Genomic DNA, 18937 nt, shown 5'->3' on the forward strand with positions numbered 1-18937 from the left:
AATCCCCTCTCGGAACAAGGTTTCAATGGGCAAGGCTGGACACACCAAGCAGCTGATGAACCGTTTCATCGTCCTTGGACAATTGCTCCGACGAGCCGTCCCAGACGATGCGCCCGCGTTCGAGAATAATGACACGTTCGGCAAATTCCAAGGCGCTCTGGATGCGCTGCTCCACCAGGAGGATCGTCATTTCGCCGCTGGAAGCGAGGCGCGAAAACGCCGCCATCAGTTCCTCGCAGATAACCGGCGCCAGTCCCTCCAGCGGTTCGTCCAGAAGCAGGAGGGAAGGGCGGCCAAGGATGGTACGGGCCGTGGACAGCATCTGCTGTTCGCCGCCCGACAGTTTTGCGCCGGAATTGGTGCGGCGTTCGTACAGACGCGGAAACATGTCATAGGCTTCCTGCAATGCGCTGCGCGGCCTGCCCTTGAGCCCGACGAACAGATTTTCCTCCACTGTCAGCGATGGAAAAATCGCCCGCGACTGCGGAACGAAACCGAGCCCGCTCCAGGCGCGCGCGGCGCTGTCCATCGCCGTTACGTCACTGTTGCCGAGTTTGATGGTTCCGTCATAGCGCTTCGTCTGTCCGGCAAGCGTCGCAAACAATGTGGTTTTGCCGACACCGTTACGCCCAAGCACGGCCACGCGTGACCCCGCCGCTGCCGTGAACGAGATGTTCTCGATCACCCGCGTCGGGCCATAGCCCGCGCACAGATTTTGCACTTCAAGCTGCGCTGCCGGCATGGGCATAGCTCCCCAGATAGGCTTCGCGCACCCGCGCATCTTCGGTCACATCGCGCGGCGAACCATCGAAGATGACCGCCCCGGCAGCCAGCACCACGACCCGTTTGGCAAAGCGGAAAACAAGATCCATGTCATGCTCGATCATCAGCACCGCAAGATCATCCGGCAATTGCGCAAGCGCATTTTCGATCAGGAATGTATCGCTGTGCGGCACGCCTGCCGCGGGTTCATCCAGCAGCAGGACTTTCGGACGCAGCGCCATCGCCAGGGCAATTTCAAGGAGGCGCTGCTGGCCATAGGCAATCGCGCCCACCGGCACGGATGCAAGCGCACCGAGACTGAGCGTATCAAGAATCCCCTTCATTTCACGCATGACTTGCGGCATGGCATGAAAATTCCCGGCCATGCGCCCGGATTTGCCCTCGCGCTGCAGGATGGCCAGCGCCACATGCTCCCCGGGCGTCATTTCCGGGAACAGCCGGGTGACCTGGAAGGATCGCACCAGCCCCGCACGCACGCGCCGCATCGGACTGAAACGGGAGATGTCCTCGCCATCCATCAGCACCCGGCCGGAACTCGCCTGCAGGTGTCCCGTCACCAGATTGACGAAGGTGGTTTTTCCCGCGCCGTTCGGACCGATCAGCGCCAGCCGGTCTCCCCGCGCCATGGACAGCGAAACATCCCGCGTGACATCCAGCCCGCCAAAGGATTTTTTCAGCCGTTCGACTGCAAAGACCGCACTCATGGGTTGCTCCTTGTAAAACGCCTGGCAAGATCGGCCGCAGTGCCATAGAGCCCCTTCGGCGCGAAGAGCACCACGGCAATCAGCAGGGCGCCGACAATGGTCAGCCAGTGGAACGGATTGGCGGCGGAGACCACGTGTTCGAACCACATGAACACGACTGTCCCGGCAAGCGCGCCAAAGAGCGAACCAGCGCCGCCCAGCACCAGCATGACCAGCGCTTCGGCTGAATTGGTGAAGCTCAGGCTGTCGAGCCCGACGACCTGCGTTGACACCGCATTGAGCGCACCGCCAATGCCGGCGACGACGCCCGATATCACATACATCCTGATCAGGCTCGCCTTGACCGAAGCGCCCATGGCGCTGACACGCACCGGATCCTGGCGGATGCCGCGGCACAGCATGCCGAAGGGCGAGCGCACGAGGATACGCAGGAGAACAAAGGCAGCGATGAGCAGGACGATACCGAAAATATAGGCCGTCCGCCCCCAAAGATCGAAGGCAAACAGCCCAAGCAGCGGATCGGGTGCAATGCCCGAGAGGCCATCGCTGCCGCCGGTATAGGCGGATGCCTTGTTGGCCGCTTCATGGAAAAGGTGAATGACCGCGATGGACAGGACCAGTTGGGCGAGGCCATGGCCGCGCAGAATGACGACGCCGGAGACGAGACCGGCGGCGGCCCCGGCGATGGCGCCGATGGCGATCATGCTCAGCGGTTCGGTGATGCCGAAGGTGACGGCAGCAATGCCTGCCGCATAGGCCCCCGCACCGAACAGTGCGGCATGACCGAGGGTCGCAACCCCGCAATAACCGGTGACGAGGTCAAGCGACAGCACCAGGAACATGATGGCGATGATGCGGGTCAAAAGCGCCAGATTGTCCGGAAACAGGACGTAGCCGCCGATAGCGGCCAGGAGGATGACGGCAACGCCGATAAGATCACGCTGCCATGGCCTGCCCGTGCGGACAGCTGGAGCGGCGGACGTGGAGATGCCGGTGGCGCTCATGTCATTTCGCCCTTCCGAGAAGGCCGCGCGGAAATACCCAGACGATGGCGATGACCGCAAGATAGAAGAAGAACTCACCATATTCAGGCACGAGATAGCGTCCCGTCGTATCGATGGCGCCAAGCAGAAGGCAGGCTATGAGCGCACCCGGAATGGAACCGGCACCGCCGACCGAGACGACAACGAGGAACGTCACCATGTAGCGCAGGGCATAATAGGGTTCGACGGGCAAAAGCTCCGCGCCGATCACGCCGCCGAAAGCTGCAAGCCCCACCGCGAGGGCAAAGCTTGCGGCATAGACAATCCGGGTACGCACGCCAAGCGAAGCGGCCATGGCCGTATTGTCGACGGAGGCGCGCAGCTTGACCCCGAACGACGTGCGCTCGATCAGAAACCACAGGCCGAGCGCCACGGCGACGCCGCAGCCAATGGCAAAGAGTTTGTGGGCGGCAATGGTGCGGAAACCAAGATTGACCGGACCCTGCAAATCCGCGGGCAGGGGGATGGTCTTCAATGTCGGGCCAAAGACATAATTGGCAAGGCCGATGACGCAGAAGGTGATGCCGATGGTCATCAGCACCTGTGTCAGTTCCGGCGCGCCGTAGATGCGGCGATAGAGGAAGCGCTCCAGCGGAATGGCGATGATGATCGTGCCGATGACGGCGAGAATGATGGCAAAACCATAGCCGAGGCCCAGATCGCGCGCCGCATAGGACGCGATATAACCGCCGATCATGGCGAAGGCGCCATGGGCAAGGTTGACAACGCGCATCAGCCCCATGGTCACGGACAGGCCGATGGAGATGATGAAAAGCACCATCCCGTAGGCGAGCGCATCGACGCCTATGCTGAAGACAACCTGCATCAGATCATCCCGGTCACGGAAGGGAGGCCATTACCCCCCTCTGTCCTGCCGGACATCTCCCCCACAAGGGGGAGACGGGCGGAAGCCCAGAGGGGGGTGCCTGAATCAGGTAAATTTCGCATTGCCTATCGCCTATTTGGCCGCAGCCAGACCGGGGTCGGGCTGCTTCTCGAATGTCTTGATTTCCTTGTTGTAATAGGCGCCATCGCTGCCCTTGGCGACTTCGCGCAGATAGATGTTCTGCGTGATGTGCCGGGTTTCCGGATCGATCGACACCGGACCGCGCGGGCTTTCCCAGGCAAGGCCCTTCACCGCATCGACCGCCTTCTTGGCGTCCTGTTTGCCGCCGGTGGCTTCGATCATCTTGTAGATCACATGCATGCCGTCATAGGCGCCGACCGACGGGAACGAGAGTTCCGCCGGATTGCCGATGGCCTTGCGCGCCGCCTCGACAAAGGCCCTGTTTTCGGGCGAGTCATGCGCGATGGCATAGTGGAACGTGGTGAGGATTCCGAGCGCTGCATCGCCAAGCGCCGGCAGGTCGGATTCCTGCGTCAGGTCGCCCGGAGCGAGAAACTGCACGCCGGCTTCCTTCAGGCCATTCTCATTATAGGCTTTGACAAAACCCAGCGTCGTCGGACCCGATGGCAGGAAAGCAAAGACGGCCTGCGCCCCGGAATTGCGCACGCGCTGCATGACCGGGCTGAAATCATTGGTCGACAGCGGCATGCGGATGGATTCGACGACCTTGCCGCCTTCCTTCTCGAAGGTGGTCTTGAAGGCATTCTCCGCATCGACGCCCGGCCCGTAATCACTGACCACGGTGATGGCCTTCTCAATGCCGCGCTCGCGGGCAATTTTGGCCATCGGTGCAGATGTCTGCCAGGTCGTGAACGACGTGCGCACCACATAGGGGCTCTTGGTGACAATGGCCGAGGTGGCGGCATTCATGACCACCAGCGGCACGTTGGCCTGCTGCAGGAGCGGCGTCACGGCCATGGCATCGGGGGTGAAATAGAAGCCCGCGAGATACTGCACACCTTCCTTCACTACCAGCTCCTGCGCCAGCGCCTTCGATTGTGCGGGATCGGCCTGCGGCACGTCGCGGTACAGCACTTCGATCGTGTCATTGCCAATTTTGTTGCCATGGGTGGCGATATAGGCGTCAATGCCGGCCTTGAAGTTCTTGCCCTGAATGGCGAACGGACCCGAGAACGGACCGACCACGCCGATCTTGATCACATCGGCATAGGCCGCACCGCCAAGCAGAACGGCTGCCGCTGCAGCCAGAATAAGCTTTTTCATCATTCCTCCCTTTGATCCCCTGCCGGCCAGATCATTCTCCTCATCTGGTCCGTTTGGAATGTTTCGTTCAATGTCTCATACCGGTTGGTAATGTAAAATGAAAACTATGCGCTATTGCATAATCTCCAAGTTATGATTGCGTCTGCGATCTGCCGTTTCCGAGCTCCGTTATGGAAGACAACAGGCTGCCCGCCGCCTGCAGCGATGCCGCTGAGGCCGAGACCATGGACGGCAGGATCAGCCACTCCAGTGTCCAGGCCGCGCCGGACCGCTCCTGCTCGTGCACCAGCGCCTGATGCATGCCGGAAAGCTGCACGGCGTTGTAGCGGGCAAGTGTGACAAGCAGTTCCGCCTGAACCGGATTCTGCTTGTGCGGCATGGCCGATGAACTTCCCCCGCCACTGAGGCTGATCGCACCGCCGGACTGTGCAAGCAAGGCAATATCCTGTCCGATTTTTCCCAGACTGCCGGTCACCAGCGAAAGGAAGCCGGCGAAGTCGGCAATACGGTCGCGCTGGCTATGCCATTGCGGCACGTCATAAAGGCCTAGCGCCGCGGCAAGGCGCTGCCGAACAGCGTTCGCCTTATCGCCCAGCTTTTCCAGCGTGCCCGCTGCGCCTCCGAATTGAACGGCCGGAAAAGCCTGGGTGAGAAAGGCGAGCCTTTGCCGGTCGCGAAGCAAGGGTGCCCGCCACGCGTCGATGCGATCGCGAACAGCGATGGGAATGGCCGCCTGCATGCGCGTATGCCCCATCAGACTGTTTGAGCCAAAGGCAGCCTCAAGCCGATCCAACCCGGCGATCACATCGCCCAGTCCGCCGGCAAGATGGGCAATGGCGGGCTTCAGCCGGATCATCAGACTGGTATCGATGACATCCTGGCTGGTGGCGCCGAAATGCAGGGCGTTCCGATGTTCCCCGGGAATTGTCGCACGCAATTGCCGCACCAGCTCCGGCACCACCACGCCATCGCGGGCGGTCGCGTCCTGCAAGGCCATCATGTCAGGCACGAAACACCGGCAGGCCGTGGCGATGGCTCGCGCGGCATCGGCGGAGATAAGCTCTTCATCCGCCTGTGCCTGCGCCAGTGTCGCCTCGAAGTCGAGCATGGCAGCGATATCGGCGCTGGCGGAAAACCAGTCCGCCGCCGCTTGCGCGCCGAGAAGGCCGGAGAGAAACGGATGATCGAAGGGCGAGATACTCATCGGTCAGATATCGAAGAAGACAGTTTCCTTCTCCCCCTGCAGATGGATATCGAAATGATAGGCCGATCCCTCCCGGCGCGCGAGAAGCGTCGGCACGCGGTTGCGGTGCTCGATGCGCTGCAGCACCGGGTCTTCGGCATTTGCGGCTTCTTCATCAGCAAAATACAGGCGGGTCTGCAGGCCAATATTGATGCCGCGCGCCACGATCCACAGCGTCACATGCGGGGCCATCAGCCTGCCGTCCTTGTAGGGCACAAGGCCGGGCCTGATCGTTTCGAACACATATTCACCGGTTTCCATATCCGTCGGGCAGCGGCCCCATCCGGTGAAATTCACATCGGCTGTGCCGCGCATTTCCGATGGGCTGTTGTAGAGCCCCGCAGCATCCGCCTGCCAGATTTCCACCAGCGCATCGCGCAGCGGCGTTCCGGTTCCATCAAAAATCCGGCCGCGCAGGGTGATGCGCTCGCCCAGGGTCTTGTCATTGACCATGGCAACGCCAAGATCAGTATCATAAACACCCGTGATCCCCGAGAAATTCGGCGTGCAGCCGATATGCACATAGGGTCCGGCAGTCTGCGACGGCGTTTCCTTGAGAAAACCCAGAGACTGAACCATCAATTGCCCTCCATCCGGTTCTCGAACAGCGTGGAACGGCGCCCGCGCAGCACGATATCAAACTTGTAGGCGCGCGCGTCCATGGGAATGGTGTTTTGGCGGTCGAGCGCGGCGATCAATTGTTCGATGGCCGCCCTGTCGGGGATCGATTTGACGATCGGGCACTGCCAGATCATCGGATCACCCTCGAAATACATCTGCGTAATCAGCCGCTGGGCAAATCCGTGCCCGAAAACGGAAAAATGGATGTGGGCCGGCCGCCAGTCATTGACGCCGTTCGGCCAGGGATAGGCGCCGGGCTTGACCGTGCGGAAACGGTAATAGCCATCCTCGTCCGTGATGGTGCGGCCGCAGCCGCCAAAGTTCGGATCGAGCGCCGCGAGATAGCCTTCGCGCTTGTGGCGGTAGCGTCCGCCGGCATTGGCCTGCCAGAATTCGAGCAGCGCACCCGCCACACCAACACCGCGCTCGTCGACCACGCGGCCATGCACGATGATGCGCTGGCCGATGGCGCTTTCACCCGGCTTGGCAAAATTGTGAATCAGGTCCGCATCCAGTTTGCCGAGCAGCGCATGCCCGAACACCGGACCGGTGATTTCCGACAATGTATTGTCGAGCGACAACAGCGCCCGTTGCGGCGAGCGGACGACGCTTGTCTTGTAATCCGGCGTATAGGCAGGGGGATGCCATTGCCTGTCGCGCGGGAAGAATGCTCCGGTTTCCGGTTTTTTATTGGACACTCTTGCCTCCCGTCACGCGGCCTGTTCGGCTTCCAGTTCTTTATAAACTTGTTTGGCCAGCTTGATGGCATGGTTTGCCGCCGGAACCCCCGCATAAATTGCGACATGCAGCAGGGCTTCGCAAATGTCGTCCTGTGTCGCACCCGTGTTGGCCGTCGCGCGGATATGCATGGTCAATTCATCGTCCTGGCCGAGCGCCGCCAAAAGCGCGATGGTGACAATCGAGCGTTCGCGCGTGGTCCAGCCGGGACGCGACCAGACATGCCCCCATGCCGCCTCGGTGATCAGTTCCTGAAACGGCTGATCGAAATCGGTTTTGGTCGCCTCCACCCGGTTGACATGCTCTTCGCCCAGCACGACGCGGCGCGTGGCCATGCCCTGCAGATAACGACGCGATGGGGCAGCCGTATCCGTCATGATTTCCCTCCAAGCTTGAATTCATCGACAAAGGCCCTGATCACCGAGACCAGCGCTTCTGGCTGTTCGACACAGGGAATATGGCCGGCATCCCGGATCACTTCGTAGCGCGCACGCGGGATGAGCCTGGCCAGTTCGAGCACCAGATCGGGCGGTGTCGAGCCGTCCTGGTCGCCGACGACGCAGATGGCCGGCACCGCGATGCGCTTTGCCGCCTCGGTGAAATCCGCATCGCGCAGCGCTGCGCAGGTACCGCCATAGCCATCGGCGGGCTGGCGGATAAGCATGTTGCGATAGCCGGTCAGATCATTGGCCCGCTCCCGATGAAAGGCCGGGGTAAACCAGCGCTGCAGGATGGCGTCAGCAATGGATGCAATACCATCCCTTTTCACCGCATCGATGCGCGCATTCCAGAATTCGGCCGTGCCGATCCTGTGCGCGGTATCGCACAGGATGAGGGCCTGCACCAGTTCTGGCCGTTTCGCATAAAGGCCCTGCGCCACAAGTCCGCCGACGGACAGGCCGCAAATGACAGCATCCTTGACCGAGAGATAGTCGAGCAAACCCGCGAGATCATCGACATGGTCATCGATAGTGTAGGGCGGCGTGCCCAGACCGGAAAGGCCATGTCCGCGCATGTCATAGGTGACGATGGCAAACTCTCCGGCCAGACGCACGATCACGTCCCGCCAGATGCGAAAATCCGTTCCAAGCGAATTGGCGAAAACCAGCACGGGCTTGCCTGCGGGCGCGCTGATCAACTGGTAATGCAGCGTGACGCCATTGATGTGAGCAAATTGCACCGAAATCCTCCCGGTCAGTTACCTCGATAATGGATTATGCATTTGGTTCAGTAAAATGATATCTTGCCGCATTCGCTTAACCCTGGGGTTATGAAATATATGATCGACGGCCGTATCAAGTTCCGCCACCTGCAGACTTTTCTCGAAGTTGCCCGCCAGAAAAGCGTGATGAAGGCGGCGGCGATCCTTCATATCAGCCAACCGGCCGTCACCAAAACCATTCGTGAAATGGAGGAGGTGCTCGGGGTTGCCATGTTCGAGCGCGACGGACGCGGCATCCGCATCACCCGGTTCGGCGAGGTCTTCCTGCGCTATGCCGGAGCGGCGATCACGGCGCTGCGGCAGGGCATTGATTCCGTCAGCAACGAGCAGTCGGGCGAGGGGATTCCGGTGCGGGTGGGCGCCTTGCCGACGGTTTCCACCCGCATCATGCCGCAGGCCATCAGCCTGTTCCTGCAGGAGAAGACGCAGAGCCGGCTGAAAATCGTCACCGGAGAAAATGCAGTGCTGCTCGAACAATTGCGGCTCGGCGATCTTGACCTCGTGGTCGGGCGGCTGGCGGCGCCGGAGAAAATGACCGGCTTTTCCTTCGAACATCTCTATTCCGAACAGGTGGTGTTTGCGGTCAGTGCCCGCCATCCGCTGCTCAATGCCAGCGAGGATATTTTCAATCGCCTCGCCGAATTTCCGGTGCTGATGCCGACGCGGGCTTCCATCATCCGGCCCTTCGTCGACCGGTTCCTGATTGCCAATGGCGTGGCCAAGCTGCCGCATCAGATCGAGACGGTCTCAGACGCGTTTGGCCGGGCCTTCGTCCGCTCGCACCAGGCTGTGTGGATCATTTCGGCAGGGGTGGTTGCCGGAGATGTCGCCGACGGAACGCTGGCGCTGCTGCCCATCGACACGACCGAGACCAAGGGACCGGTTGGCCTCACCACCCGCGCGGACGTTACCCCGTCATTGCCGCTGATGATCCTGATGCAGACCATCCGCGAGGCCGCAGGGGAGATGAAACCGGATCAGAAAAACTCGTCGAGCAGCCGGTAATAGGCAAGCTTTGCCGGATCAGCCTGCACCAGACCGTAGCAATCCAAAAATGGTCGAACCCACTCTTCGCCGAAATTGTCTGCAATGCTGCGGCACGCCAGGGCAATATCCTGATAGCGGTCGGCAAGACCAAGCCGGGCGCAGTCGATATAGCCGGTAAAGATGCCATTTTCGGCCATGAAGTTCGGCAGGCAGGCATCGCCATGCGTTACGACGACATCCGCGGTGCCGGGCCTTTCCGCCACAAGCCGGCTGAAAAGTTCGGATGCCGTCTTTCCCAGCATATCGCTGTCGAAATCCGTCTCGTCCACCAGTCCGGCCTGCATGCGGGCCCGCGCCGCTTCAATGCGCATGTCGAGCTGGTGATCGAACGGACAGGTCGCGGGATCAAGCGCGTGCAGCTGGCGCAGCGCCCCGGCAAGAATCCGGATGCGCGTTTCGATGGGCAATGAATCGGCCGAGGCAAGATCTTTACCGGGAACCCCGCTCATCAACAGCCAGAAGCGGCTGGCATGGGCGCCCTCGAAGAGAACATCGGGGCAGAGCATATGGCGGGAGGACAGCCAGCGAAGCCGCGCCGCCTCATCGGGCAACTCACCATAGGGGCTAACGGCTTCGACCTTGATGAAGAGCTGCGGCAAACCTTCGCCTTGCAGCATGAAAACCTGCGCATCGGAACAGCCGAGCGCATCGCGGCTCCAGCTGTAGCCAGCAATGAGAGCCTGCAGTTGGGGCGGCACAGCCATTGCGTCAGGCGGATTTGGTGTCGCGGTCATGGGAATTCCGGGTTCAGGCGTGTTGTTCAGGCGCGCAGATGCGGGCGGTGGAACCGAAGCAATAACCTAAAACGGCAGTCCCACATAGTTCTCGGCAAGCGCGGTCGATGCGGCCCGGGAATGGGTGAGATAATCCAGTTCGGCCTCCTGTATTTTCTGGCCGAATTCGCCGGTATCGGGAAACCGGTGCATCAGCATCGTCATCGACCAGGAAAACCGCACGGCTTTCCACACACGCAAGAGCGCCCGGCGCGAATAATCATCGAGGCCCGCCGTGCTCCTGTCGGCATAATAGTCGCGCAGGCCTTCGAAGAGATAATGCACATCACTGGCCGCCAGATTGAGACCCTTTGCCCCCGTCGGCGGCACGATATGGGCGGCATCGCCAGCCAGGAACAGACGGCCGAAGCGCATGGGCTCGGCCACGAACGAGCGAAGCGGCGCGATCGACTTCTCGAATGAAGGACCTGTTGTAACAACAGCCGCATCCTCGTCCGGCAGCCGCCGCCGCAACTCGTCCCAGAACCGGTCGTCCGACCAATCCTCCACCCGGTCGTCCAGCGGGCATTGCACGTAATAGCGGCTGCGCGTCAGGGAGCGCATCGAGCACAGCGCAAAGCCGCGCGGATGATTGGCATAGATCAGCTCATGCGCCACCGGCGGCACCTCCGCCAGAACGCCCAGCCAGCCGAACGGATAAGTGCGTTCGAACGTCCGGATCGCCTCCGCCGGCACGGACCGGCGGCTGACCCCATGGAATCCGTCGCACCCGGCAATGAAGTCGCAATCGATGCGGCCGGTTTTTCCGTCCCTTTCAAAGGTAACGAACGGCTTTTCCCCGTCGAAATCATGGAGGGCAACGTTCTGCGCCCCGTAAAATGCCGGTGCGCCGCTTGCCTCGCGCTGCTGCATCAGATCACGCGTCATTTCCGTCTGACCGTACACCGTCACCCGCTTGCCGCCCGTCAGGCCGAACAGGTCGATGCGATGATTGCGCCCGTCGAATGCCAGTGAAAAGCCGTCATGCGGCAGGCCTTCCGCATGCAGCCGGGCACTGGCGCCCGCCTCGTCGAGCAGCCGCACCGTGCCTTCTTCCAGCACTCCGGCGCGCACACGCCCCAGAATATAATCCTTGTCCGACCGGTCGAGGATGATGTTGTCAATACCGGCCCGGGTCAGAAGCTGGCCGAGCAGAAGTCCGGCAGGTCCCGACCCGATGATAGCCACGTGCGTGCGCATGATGCCTCCCAGCATGAAATAATTGCGCAAGGCTAGCGGCGCGATGCATCTGAACAATGGACTTCTCGGGCAAAAAACAGGACAATCTGAACATTGGGGACGGGAGGAACCGATGGGCGGCGCAGTACCAACCTATGATCTCTATGGCGAAAACCATCCAAAACGGCCGGATTTCTGGCTGCATTGGGAGACAATCGCTTCCAGAAGCCAATTGCACAATTGGGAGATCAAAACCCATCGCCATGCGGCGTTCTTTCAGATTTTGTACTTTCGTGGAGGAACCGGCGATGCGGTCTTCGGCGCGCACAGCCATCCCATACGCCCCCCGGTCATGATCACCGTGCCGCCGCAATGCGAGCATGGCTTCCGGTTTTCCCGGGATATGGACGGTATGGTCATCACCATGCTGGCCGCGCGCTTCGGGTCTTCCGGCCGCACCCTCTGCGACGCCGGCATGCCGCCGCGATTGATTTCGCTCGTACCCGATCACGCCGATCCAGCGTTTCTGACGCACAGTCTCGAGCGCCTGTGCGCCGAACTCACATCGGGCGGCGCCTTTCATGACGACCTGGTGGAATCCTATCTCAAGTCAATCGTTCTTCTGGCCGCGCGCATGACCGCCCCGGAACTGCCGCCCGGCAGCGCAGGCTCCGCCACGGAGGAGCGCCTGAAACTGCTGCACATCATGGTCAACCGGCATTTTCGCGAACATCACCCGGCGGAATTCTATGCCGGACACCTTGGTGTGTCGGCAACCCATCTCAACCGCCTCGTCAAGGCGGCGACGGGGCGCAGCACCAATGGCTTGCTGGCGCACCGCCTTGCCGATCAGGCAAAGCGCGATCTGGTATTCACCTCTGCCAGTATCAAGCAGATCGCCTATGATCTCGGCTTTGCCGACCCGGCTTATTTCACCCGGTTTTTCACCAGGCAGACCGGCACGACACCCCGGCAGTACCGCGCCGAACAGGGTGCCAGGATGGCTGTTTGAACCGGCGATCTTTCATACCAGCACCGCGGCGATGGTATCGCGGGTCGATTGCATGACGGGCAGATAGCGCTCGATCATTTCCATGATTGTCACGCGCGGCGCCTGCGCGCCGACATTGATGGCAGCGATGGTCATGCCGCGCGTGTTGCGCACGGGTACCGCGATGGAGCAGAGCCCGATCTCCAGTTCCTGATCGATCACCGCATAGCCCTGCGCCCTGACGGTGCGCACTTCATCCATCAGTTCCGGCAGTGCCGTTTTCGTGCGCGGCGTGTTTGCCGGGCGGTTGCTGCCGGCAAGAATGCGCAGGGCGTCATCATCGCTCATCGCCGCGAGCAGGACCCGGCCCATGGAGGAACAATAGGCGGGAAGGCGGCTGCCGGGATTGAGATTGATCGACATGACACGCTTGTGCGAAGCCCGCGCGATGTAGACGATTTCGCTGCCGTCGAGCACCGATGCCGAGGCGCTTTCGCCGGTTTTTTCCGACAGCTGGTCGAGAAAGGGCTGCATCAGCCGGGGCAAGGGCGTCGATGACAGGTAGGAATGGCCAAGACGCAGGATGCGCGGCGTCAGCGTGAAGAATTTTCCGTCATAATCCGCATAGCCGAGCTGTGTGAGCGTCAGCAGGCAGCGGCGGGCAGTGGCACGCTCAAGGCCCGTGATCCGCGCAATATCCGTGATCGACAGGCGCGTATTGACCGCATCAAAGGCCTCGATGACGGCAAGCCCCTTGGCAAAACCGCTGATGAAATCCGTTTCACGCATGCCCACACGCCCTATTCGCTGCATTTCCGCACAATTTGTGCGATATACGAACAAATGTCAAATAACGCACAAAATCGTTGACGGGCGGCGCGCAGCGGGACTACGCCATGGGAACAAATGGAGGTTTGCACCGGATACCGGCCGTCGCCGTGTTCCGGGAACGACAGGGAGAGAGACATGGCAAAAATCTGCACGCTTGCCGAAGCGATCGGGGACAATGTCAGGGATGGCGATACGCTCGCCATGGAGGGGTTCACCCACCTCATTCCCTATGCCGCCGGGCACGAGATCATCCGGCAGGGCCGCAAGGATCTCTTCCTTGTGCGCATGACACCCGACCTTATCTACGACCAGTTGATCGGCGTCGGCGCGGCGCGCGGCATGAAGTTCTCCTGGGGCGGCAATCCCGGCGTCGGTTCGCTGCACCGTTTCCGCGACGCGGTGGAAAACCAGTGGCCGCGGCCGCTTGAGATCGAGGAACATTCGCACGCGGCCATGGCCAATGCCTATGAGGCGGGGGCCGCCAACCTGCCGTTCGCCGTGCTGCGCGGCTATATCGGCGCCGACCTTGCCAAGGTCAATCCGAATATCCGGTCGGTCACCTGTCCCTTCACCGGCGAAGTGCTCGCCGCCGTTCCCGCCATCCGTCCTGATGTGTCAATCATCCATGCCCAGCGCGCCGACCGGCAGGGCAATGTGCTGATCGAGGGCATTTCGGGCGTGCAGAAGGAGGCGGTGCTGGCCGCCACCCGTTCCATTGTGACGGTGGAGGAAATCGTCGACGAGTTGAACCCGCCATCACCCAATGCAGTCGTCCTGCCGCGGTGGGCCATCAGCGCCGTCGTGCATGCGCCGGGCGGCGCCTTCCCCTCCTATGCGCATGGCTATTATCCGCGCTCCAATGCCTTCTACATCGCCTGGGACAAGATCGCCCGCGACCGCGACAGCTTTACCGCGTGGATCAGCGAGAATGTCCTTGCCGGCAAGCCGGAAGATTTTGCCCGCCACGCCGTCCGGCGTGCAGCCAACGCCGCGTGAGGAGCAGGACCATGGCCCAGGACTTCACCCCCACGGAAATGATGACCATCGCCGCTGCCCGCGCACTGAGCAATGAAGATGTCTGCTTTGTCGGGATCGGCGCACCGTCCGCCGCCTGCAATGTGGCGCGGCTGACCCATGCGCCTGACATCACGCTGATCTACGAAAGCGGCACCATCGGCACCAAGCCGGATGTGCTCCCGCTTTCCATCGGCGACGGCGAACTCTGCGACACCGCCCTGTTCACCGTGTCGGTGCCGGAAATGTTCCGCTACTGGCTGCAGGGCGGGCGCATCACCACCGGTTTTCTCGGCGGCGCGCAGATCGACCGCTTTGCCAATCTCAACACGACGGTGGTCGGGCCTTATGATGCACCGAAAGTGCGCCTGCCCGGCGGCGGCGGCGCACCGGAAATATCAAGCAATTGCGGCCAGATTTTCATCACCATGGCGCTCACCAATCGCGGCTTTGTCGATCATCTCGATTTCATTACCTCGATGGGGCATGGCGAGGGCGGCGATCATCGCGCACGCCTCGGCATGAAGACCAGAGGGCCGACCCGCGTCATCACGGACCTGTGCATTTTCGAGCCCGATCCGGTCACCAAAGAGCTGACCGTGGTGTCGATCCACAGGGGTGTGACACGCGGACAGATCGAAGAGAATTGCGGCTGGCCCGTCCGGTTTGCTAAGGAGATCGTGGAAACGCCAATCCCCACCGCAACCGAACTTTCCGTGCTGCGCGATATCAATGCCCGCACGAAACGCGCTCACGAGGCCGCCTGATGTCTGAAGCCTATATCTGCGACTATATCCGCACGCCCATCGGCCGCTTCGGCGGCGCCTTAGCCTCTGTCCGCACCGACGATCTGGGCGCCATTCCGCTGAAAGCCCTGATAGAGCGCAATCCCTCCGTCGACTGGGAAGCCATCGGGGAAGTCATCTACGGGTGCGCCAATCAGGCCGGCGAGGACAACCGCAATGTGGCGCGCATGTCGCTGCTTCTGGCGGGCCTTCCAGTCACGGTGCCAGGCACGACCATGAACCGCCTGTGCGGTTCGGGCATGGATGCGGTGATCACGGCGGCCCGCGCCATCAAGGCCGGGGAAATCGAGATTGCCATTGCCGGCGGCGTCGAATCCATGTCGCGCGCGCCCTTCGTTTTGCCGAAAGCCGAAGGCGCGTTTTCGCGCCACGCGGAAATTCACGACACCACCATCGGCTGGCGCTTCGTCAATCCGCTGATGCAGCAGCAATATGGCATCGATTCCATGCCGGAAACCGGCGAGAATGTCGCCGAGGAGTTTCATGTCGCGCGCGCCGATCAGGATGCGTTTGCCGTGCGCTCCCAGCAAAGGGCAGGGGCGGCCATGGACAATGGCCGGCTTGCCTCGGAAATCACGCCCGTCACGATTCCACAGCGCAAGGGCGAGCCGCTGATCGTCGACCGCGACGAGCATCCGCGTCCGCAGACAACGCTCGAGCAACTGGCCAAACTGCCGGCGCCCTTCAGGAAGGGCGGATCGGTGACAGCGGGCAATGCTTCGGGTGTCAATGACGGTGCAGCGGCGCTGATCATCGCATCGGCAACGGCAGCGCAGAAATATGGCCTGACACCCATCGCCCGCATTATCGGCGGTGCGACTGCCGGTGTTCCGCCGCGGATCATGGGGATCGGCCCTGTCGCCGCCACGGAGAAACTCTGCGCGCGGCATGGCCTGACACCGCAGGATTTTGGCGTGATCGAACTCAACGAAGCTTTTGCCTCGCAGGGCCTTGCCACCCTGCGCGCACTCGGGCTTGCGGACGATGCCGACCACGTCAATGCCAATGGCGGGGCGATTGCCCTCGGCCATCCCCTGGGCATGTCCGGCGCGCGCATCACCGGAACCGCAGCGCTGGAACTCGGCGTCAGGCATGCACGCTATGCACTGGCCACCATGTGCATCGGTGTCGGCCAGGGCATCGCGGTTGCCCTGGAACGGGTCTGATCAGGCGAAGTGCCGGGCCCGCGGATCGGGAATCGGCACCGCCGCCATCAGCGCCTTCGTATAGTCATCCTGCGGATTCTCGAAAACCGCGCGGCGCGTTCCCATTTCGACAATGCGCCCGCCGCGCATGACGGCCACATTGTGTGACATGCGCTCCACCACCGCCATGTCATGCGATATGAAGAGATAGGCGAGCCCCATCGTTTCCTGCAATTCCAGCATGAGATCGAGGACCCTGGCCCGCACGGAAACGTCGAGCGCCGCCACGCTTTCATCCGCCACGATCAGTTTTGGCTGCAGGGCCAGGGCACGTGCAATGCAGACGCGCTGGCGCTGACCGCCGGAAAACTCGTGCGGATAGCGCGTCGCCGCGTCCGGCTGCAGGCCGACCCTCCGCAACAGTTCCGCCACCCGGTCGTCGCGTTCGCTCCGCCCGCCCAGACCGTGAATGATCAAGGGTTCGGCGATGGCAGCCCCTACCGCCATGCGCGGATCGAGGGAGGCATAGGGGTCCTGGAAAATCATCTGCGCCGAGCGGCGAACCGGCTGCATCTGCCGGGCAGGCAAGCCGGCAATGTCCCTGCCGTCAATGACGACATTGCCGGTAAACGGGATTAGCCCGAGAACCGCCTTGCCGGTGGTCGATTTACCCGAGCCGCTTTCGCCGACAAGCCCCAATGTTTCACCGGAGCGCAACATGAACGAGACATCGTCGACGGCGGCAAGCGGGGGCTTGCCCTTGAACAGCCAGCGTGCCGGGCTGCCATAGGTCACGCTCAGATTGCGGACATGCAGGATCGGCAACACCGATACCGGCTGAGCGACGCCCGTTTCCGCGCTGACGCGCGGCGGCCCTTCGGTTCCCGCATGGACGCCGAGGCGCGGCACGGCTGCCAGTAATTCCTGAGTATAGGTTTGGCTGGGCTTTTCGAAAATCGCCAGCGCCTCGCCCTGTTCAACAATGCGGCCATTCTGCATGATCGCAACCCGGTCCGCCATTTCGGCGACAACGCCCATGTCGTGGGTAATCAGGATGATCGAGGCGCCGAACTCCTGTTTCAATTCGCGCATCAGTTTCAGGATCTGCGCCTGAACCGTCACATCAAGCGCCGTCGTCGGTTCATCGGCGATCAGCACTTTCGGGCGGCAGGACAGGGCCATCGCGATCATCACCCGCTGGCGCATGCCCCCGGAAAGTTCGTGCGGATATTGCGACAGGCGGCGGGCAGGATCGGTGATGTGCACGGCATCGAGCATCCGCCGCGCGATGGCATCGGCCATTCCACCCTCGCTGCCCTGATGTTCACGGATGGCTTCCGTCAGCTGAGCCCCGATCGACATGACGGGGTTCAGCGACGTCATCGGTTCCTGGAACACCATCGCCACGTCGCCGCCGCGCACGCTGCGCATGGCCCGGTTCGACAGCGCGACCAGGTCCTTGTCGCCGAGCCGGATGCTGCCCGATGCCACCTGCAGCGAGGCTTTCGGCAGCAGGCCCATGATCGAGAGCGATGTCACCGATTTGCCGGAGCCGGATTCCCCGGCAATGCACAGTGTTTCCCCGGCATTGAGGTCGAAGCTGATATCGTCGAGCACGCGCCGCCGTCCTTGCGGCGTGCGGGCATCGACGCACAGGTCGCGGACGGTCAGGATGGGCTTTGCGGCAGGCACAATCACGCGAACACGATCCTCGGGAAGTAGAAGGAAACCACCCAGTTCGGCGCATCGACGATTTCACTGATGCGCAGATCACCGCAGACCGAGCAGAGCAGATAGGCATCGATGGCGCTCATGCCATGTTCGGCGCCCAACAGATCGATCATGCGCATGAGGGCCTCGCGCGCGCCGGTCATCAGATCGGGACCGATGCCCGTGGTCACCTCATAGCCTGCGCCATCGAGATGCCGGGTCACCGGTTCGGTCGTGGTGAAGCGCGGGCTGTGCAGCCGGGCATCCCTGACCAGTTCGATGGTGGCTTCCACTTCCATCTGGCTTTCGATGGCGGTGCCGCAGACTTCGCCGTCACCCTGGGCCGCGTGGGTATCGCCGATGGAAAACAGCGCGCCATCCACCTCAACGGGAAGATAGAGCGTCACGCCCGAGGTCAGGTCGCGAATATCGAGATTGCCGCCAACCCGGCGCGGCGGCACGACGGAATGCAAGCCCGGTTCGGCCGGTGCAACGCCAATCGTTCCGGCGAACGGCTTCAGCGGCACCCGGCCGCCGGGGCCGTAAAGCGCCGGTGCCATGCTGACGGGATCATAGGTCCACATGTGCAGAGCGGGTTCCTGGAACTGGTCCGCCAGCAAGCCGAAACCGGGGATATTGGCGGTCCAGCCGATACCCGACGGGACAAAGCGGCGAATGGTGACCTTCAGGGCATCGCCCGGCTTGGCGCCTTCCACATAGACAGGTCCGGTGACGGGATTGATCTTGCCGAAATCGAGCGCGCCGAGGGTTTCCAGCGTCGATCCCTTGCCCAGCTGCCCGCCGGAGGAATCGAGGCATTCGAAATGAATCGTTTCACCGGCCTTGGCGACCAATGCTGGCTCAAAATCGCGGTTCCAGCCGAAATGATGTTTTGCACGATGAATGGTGTGGGTGCAGGCGATGCACATGTCAGATCTCCCGGAATATGATGCAGG

20 protein-coding genes are annotated in these 18937 nt (G+C 61.9%); 5 read left to right on the forward strand and 15 right to left on the reverse strand.

The genetic code is table 11. From position 1 onward, the window contains the following. Window positions 1–22: 22 nt before the first annotated feature. From ACTJJ7_RS10135 to pcaD, 10 genes are all read right to left on the reverse strand, one after another. On the reverse strand, window positions 23–742 hold the full coding sequence (locus ACTJJ7_RS10135; protein ID WP_130272163.1) for an ABC transporter ATP-binding protein: 720 nt from the start codon (window positions 740–742) through the stop codon (window positions 23–25). Then, window positions 723–1487, reverse strand: coding sequence for an ABC transporter ATP-binding protein (locus ACTJJ7_RS10140; RefSeq protein ID WP_440966893.1), 765 nt, complete (start codon window positions 1485–1487; stop codon window positions 723–725). Before ACTJJ7_RS10140 ends, ACTJJ7_RS10135 begins: the two co-directional genes overlap by 20 nt. Next, window positions 1484–2491 carry a branched-chain amino acid ABC transporter permease gene (locus ACTJJ7_RS10145; RefSeq protein WP_440966895.1) on the reverse strand — a complete coding sequence of 336 codons (1008 nt, stop codon included), beginning with the start codon at window positions 2489–2491 and terminating at the stop codon, window positions 1484–1486. The genes ACTJJ7_RS10140 and ACTJJ7_RS10145 overlap by 4 nt, the downstream gene beginning before the upstream one ends. Window position 2492: 1 nt before the next feature. Then, on the reverse strand, window positions 2493–3356 hold the full coding sequence (locus ACTJJ7_RS10150) for a branched-chain amino acid ABC transporter permease (RefSeq protein ID WP_440966897.1): 864 nt from the start codon (window positions 3354–3356) through the stop codon (window positions 2493–2495). A gap of 132 nt (window positions 3357–3488) precedes the next feature. Further along, window positions 3489–4661 carry an ABC transporter substrate-binding protein gene (locus ACTJJ7_RS10155; RefSeq protein ID WP_105735366.1) on the reverse strand — a complete coding sequence of 391 codons (1173 nt, stop codon included), beginning with the start codon at window positions 4659–4661 and terminating at the stop codon, window positions 3489–3491. Between the two features lie 130 nt (window positions 4662–4791). Continuing rightward, a complete protein-coding gene (locus tag ACTJJ7_RS10160; RefSeq protein WP_440966899.1) occupies window positions 4792–5865 on the reverse strand; it encodes a 3-carboxy-cis,cis-muconate cycloisomerase in 1074 nt (357 codons plus the stop codon). Window positions 5866–5868: 3 nt separating this feature from the next. Beyond that, window positions 5869–6483, reverse strand: coding sequence for a protocatechuate 3,4-dioxygenase subunit alpha (pcaG, locus tag ACTJJ7_RS10165; protein WP_440966901.1), 615 nt, complete (start codon window positions 6481–6483; stop codon window positions 5869–5871). After that, window positions 6483–7223 carry a protocatechuate 3,4-dioxygenase subunit beta gene (pcaH, locus tag ACTJJ7_RS10170; protein ID WP_440966902.1) on the reverse strand — a complete coding sequence of 247 codons (741 nt, stop codon included), beginning with the start codon at window positions 7221–7223 and terminating at the stop codon, window positions 6483–6485. Before pcaH ends, pcaG begins: the two co-directional genes overlap by 1 nt. Before the next feature lie 12 nt (window positions 7224–7235). Continuing rightward, window positions 7236–7640, reverse strand: a complete 405-nt coding sequence (gene pcaC, locus ACTJJ7_RS10175) for a 4-carboxymuconolactone decarboxylase (protein ID WP_105735076.1) — start codon at window positions 7638–7640, stop codon at window positions 7236–7238. Continuing rightward, window positions 7637–8443 carry a 3-oxoadipate enol-lactonase gene (gene pcaD / locus ACTJJ7_RS10180; RefSeq protein WP_440966904.1) on the reverse strand — a complete coding sequence of 269 codons (807 nt, stop codon included), beginning with the start codon at window positions 8441–8443 and terminating at the stop codon, window positions 7637–7639. The genes pcaC and pcaD overlap by 4 nt, the downstream gene beginning before the upstream one ends. Window positions 8444–8542: 99 nt before the next feature. Here pcaD and pcaQ point away from each other — a divergent pair, with 99 nt between their 5' ends. After that, window positions 8543–9490: a pca operon transcription factor PcaQ gene (pcaQ, locus tag ACTJJ7_RS10185; protein WP_105735078.1), complete on the forward strand. Its 948-nt coding sequence runs from the start codon at window positions 8543–8545 to the stop codon at window positions 9488–9490. Here pcaQ and ACTJJ7_RS10190 read toward each other — a convergent pair. Together ACTJJ7_RS10190 and pobA are read right to left on the reverse strand one after the other, a co-directional pair. Continuing rightward, a complete protein-coding gene (locus ACTJJ7_RS10190) occupies window positions 9463–10236 on the reverse strand; it encodes an APH(3')-II family aminoglycoside O-phosphotransferase (protein WP_440967126.1) in 774 nt (257 codons plus the stop codon). The two genes, pcaQ and ACTJJ7_RS10190, sit on opposite strands and share 28 nt — an antisense overlap. Before the next feature lie 96 nt (window positions 10237–10332). Next, the gene (gene pobA / locus ACTJJ7_RS10195; protein WP_440966907.1) at window positions 10333–11505 is read right to left on the reverse strand and encodes a 4-hydroxybenzoate 3-monooxygenase; all 1173 of its coding nucleotides are present in this window, start codon (window positions 11503–11505) and stop codon (window positions 10333–10335) included. A gap of 112 nt (window positions 11506–11617) precedes the next feature. Between pobA and ACTJJ7_RS10200 the strand changes: the two genes are divergently transcribed. Beyond that, window positions 11618–12496, forward strand: coding sequence for a helix-turn-helix domain-containing protein (locus ACTJJ7_RS10200; protein ID WP_440966909.1), 879 nt, complete (start codon window positions 11618–11620; stop codon window positions 12494–12496). Window positions 12497–12508: 12 nt separating this feature from the next. Here the strand turns inward: ACTJJ7_RS10200 and ACTJJ7_RS10205 are convergent, their stop codons facing one another. Further along, window positions 12509–13264, reverse strand: coding sequence for an IclR family transcriptional regulator (locus tag ACTJJ7_RS10205; protein ID WP_105735081.1), 756 nt, complete (start codon window positions 13262–13264; stop codon window positions 12509–12511). A 177-nt stretch (window positions 13265–13441) separates the two neighbouring features. On the opposite strand from ACTJJ7_RS10205, the gene ACTJJ7_RS10210 reads away from it, so the two are divergent. Genes ACTJJ7_RS10210 through pcaF form a run of 3 tightly spaced genes read left to right on the forward strand, consistent with a single transcriptional unit; the run spans window position 13442 to window position 16292 of the window. Further along, window positions 13442–14302 (forward strand): CoA transferase subunit A, encoded by an 861-nt coding sequence (locus ACTJJ7_RS10210; RefSeq protein ID WP_440966911.1) that lies wholly within the window; start codon window positions 13442–13444, stop codon window positions 14300–14302. An 11-nt stretch (window positions 14303–14313) separates the two neighbouring features. Then, complete coding sequence (locus tag ACTJJ7_RS10215; protein ID WP_440966912.1) at window positions 14314–15087, forward strand: CoA-transferase subunit beta; 774 nt, start codon at window positions 14314–14316, stop codon at window positions 15085–15087. Then, window positions 15087–16292, forward strand: coding sequence for a 3-oxoadipyl-CoA thiolase (gene pcaF, locus ACTJJ7_RS10220; RefSeq protein ID WP_440966914.1), 1206 nt, complete (start codon window positions 15087–15089; stop codon window positions 16290–16292). The genes ACTJJ7_RS10215 and pcaF overlap by 1 nt, the downstream gene beginning before the upstream one ends. Here pcaF and ACTJJ7_RS10225 read toward each other — a convergent pair whose 3' ends face one another. After that, on the reverse strand, window positions 16293–17969 hold the full coding sequence (locus ACTJJ7_RS10225; protein WP_440966916.1) for an ABC transporter ATP-binding protein: 1677 nt from the start codon (window positions 17967–17969) through the stop codon (window positions 16293–16295). Beyond that, entirely contained in the window at window positions 17966–18910 is a 945-nt protein-coding gene (locus ACTJJ7_RS10230; RefSeq protein ID WP_440966918.1) for an acetamidase/formamidase family protein, read from the reverse strand. The genes ACTJJ7_RS10225 and ACTJJ7_RS10230 overlap by 4 nt, the downstream gene beginning before the upstream one ends. Window positions 18911–18937 lie beyond the last annotated feature (27 nt).

The sequence above is a fragment of the Phyllobacterium sp. 22229 genome, assembly GCF_052056495.1.
GTDB lineage: Bacteria > Pseudomonadota > Alphaproteobacteria > Rhizobiales > Rhizobiaceae > Phyllobacterium > Phyllobacterium myrsinacearum.

Coding starts and splice junctions, on each gene's coding strand:
- pcaF (WP_440966914.1), top strand. CDS start 15,087: ATGTCTGAAGCCTATATCTGCGACTATATCCGCACGCCCATCGGCCGC.
- ACTJJ7_RS10155 (WP_105735366.1), bottom strand. CDS start 4,661: ATGAAAAAGCTTATTCTGGCTGCAGCGGCAGCCGTTCTGCTTGGCGGT.
- pcaG (WP_440966901.1), bottom strand. CDS start 6,483: ATGGTTCAGTCTCTGGGTTTTCTCAAGGAAACGCCGTCGCAGACTGCC.
- ACTJJ7_RS10190 (WP_440967126.1), bottom strand. CDS start 10,236: ATGGCTGTGCCGCCCCAACTGCAGGCTCTCATTGCTGGCTACAGCTGG.
- ACTJJ7_RS10215 (WP_440966912.1), top strand. CDS start 14,314: ATGGCCCAGGACTTCACCCCCACGGAAATGATGACCATCGCCGCTGCC.
- ACTJJ7_RS10230 (WP_440966918.1), bottom strand. CDS start 18,910: ATGTGCATCGCCTGCACCCACACCATTCATCGTGCAAAACATCATTTC.
- ACTJJ7_RS10205 (WP_105735081.1), bottom strand. CDS start 13,264: ATGCGTGAAACGGATTTCATCAGCGGTTTTGCCAAGGGGCTTGCCGTC.
- ACTJJ7_RS10160 (WP_440966899.1), bottom strand. CDS start 5,865: ATGAGTATCTCGCCCTTCGATCATCCGTTTCTCTCCGGCCTTCTCGGC.
- ACTJJ7_RS10210 (WP_440966911.1), top strand. CDS start 13,442: ATGGCAAAAATCTGCACGCTTGCCGAAGCGATCGGGGACAATGTCAGG.
- ACTJJ7_RS10135 (WP_130272163.1), bottom strand. CDS start 742: ATGCCGGCAGCGCAGCTTGAAGTGCAAAATCTGTGCGCGGGCTATGGC.
- ACTJJ7_RS10150 (WP_440966897.1), bottom strand. CDS start 3,356: ATGCAGGTTGTCTTCAGCATAGGCGTCGATGCGCTCGCCTACGGGATG.
- ACTJJ7_RS10200 (WP_440966909.1), top strand. CDS start 11,618: ATGGGCGGCGCAGTACCAACCTATGATCTCTATGGCGAAAACCATCCA.
- ACTJJ7_RS10140 (WP_440966893.1), bottom strand. CDS start 1,487: ATGAGTGCGGTCTTTGCAGTCGAACGGCTGAAAAAATCCTTTGGCGGG.
- ACTJJ7_RS10145 (WP_440966895.1), bottom strand. CDS start 2,491: ATGAGCGCCACCGGCATCTCCACGTCCGCCGCTCCAGCTGTCCGCACG.
- pobA (WP_440966907.1), bottom strand. CDS start 11,505: ATGCGCACGCACGTGGCTATCATCGGGTCGGGACCTGCCGGACTTCTG.
- pcaC (WP_105735076.1), bottom strand. CDS start 7,640: ATGACGGATACGGCTGCCCCATCGCGTCGTTATCTGCAGGGCATGGCC.
- pcaQ (WP_105735078.1), top strand. CDS start 8,543: ATGATCGACGGCCGTATCAAGTTCCGCCACCTGCAGACTTTTCTCGAA.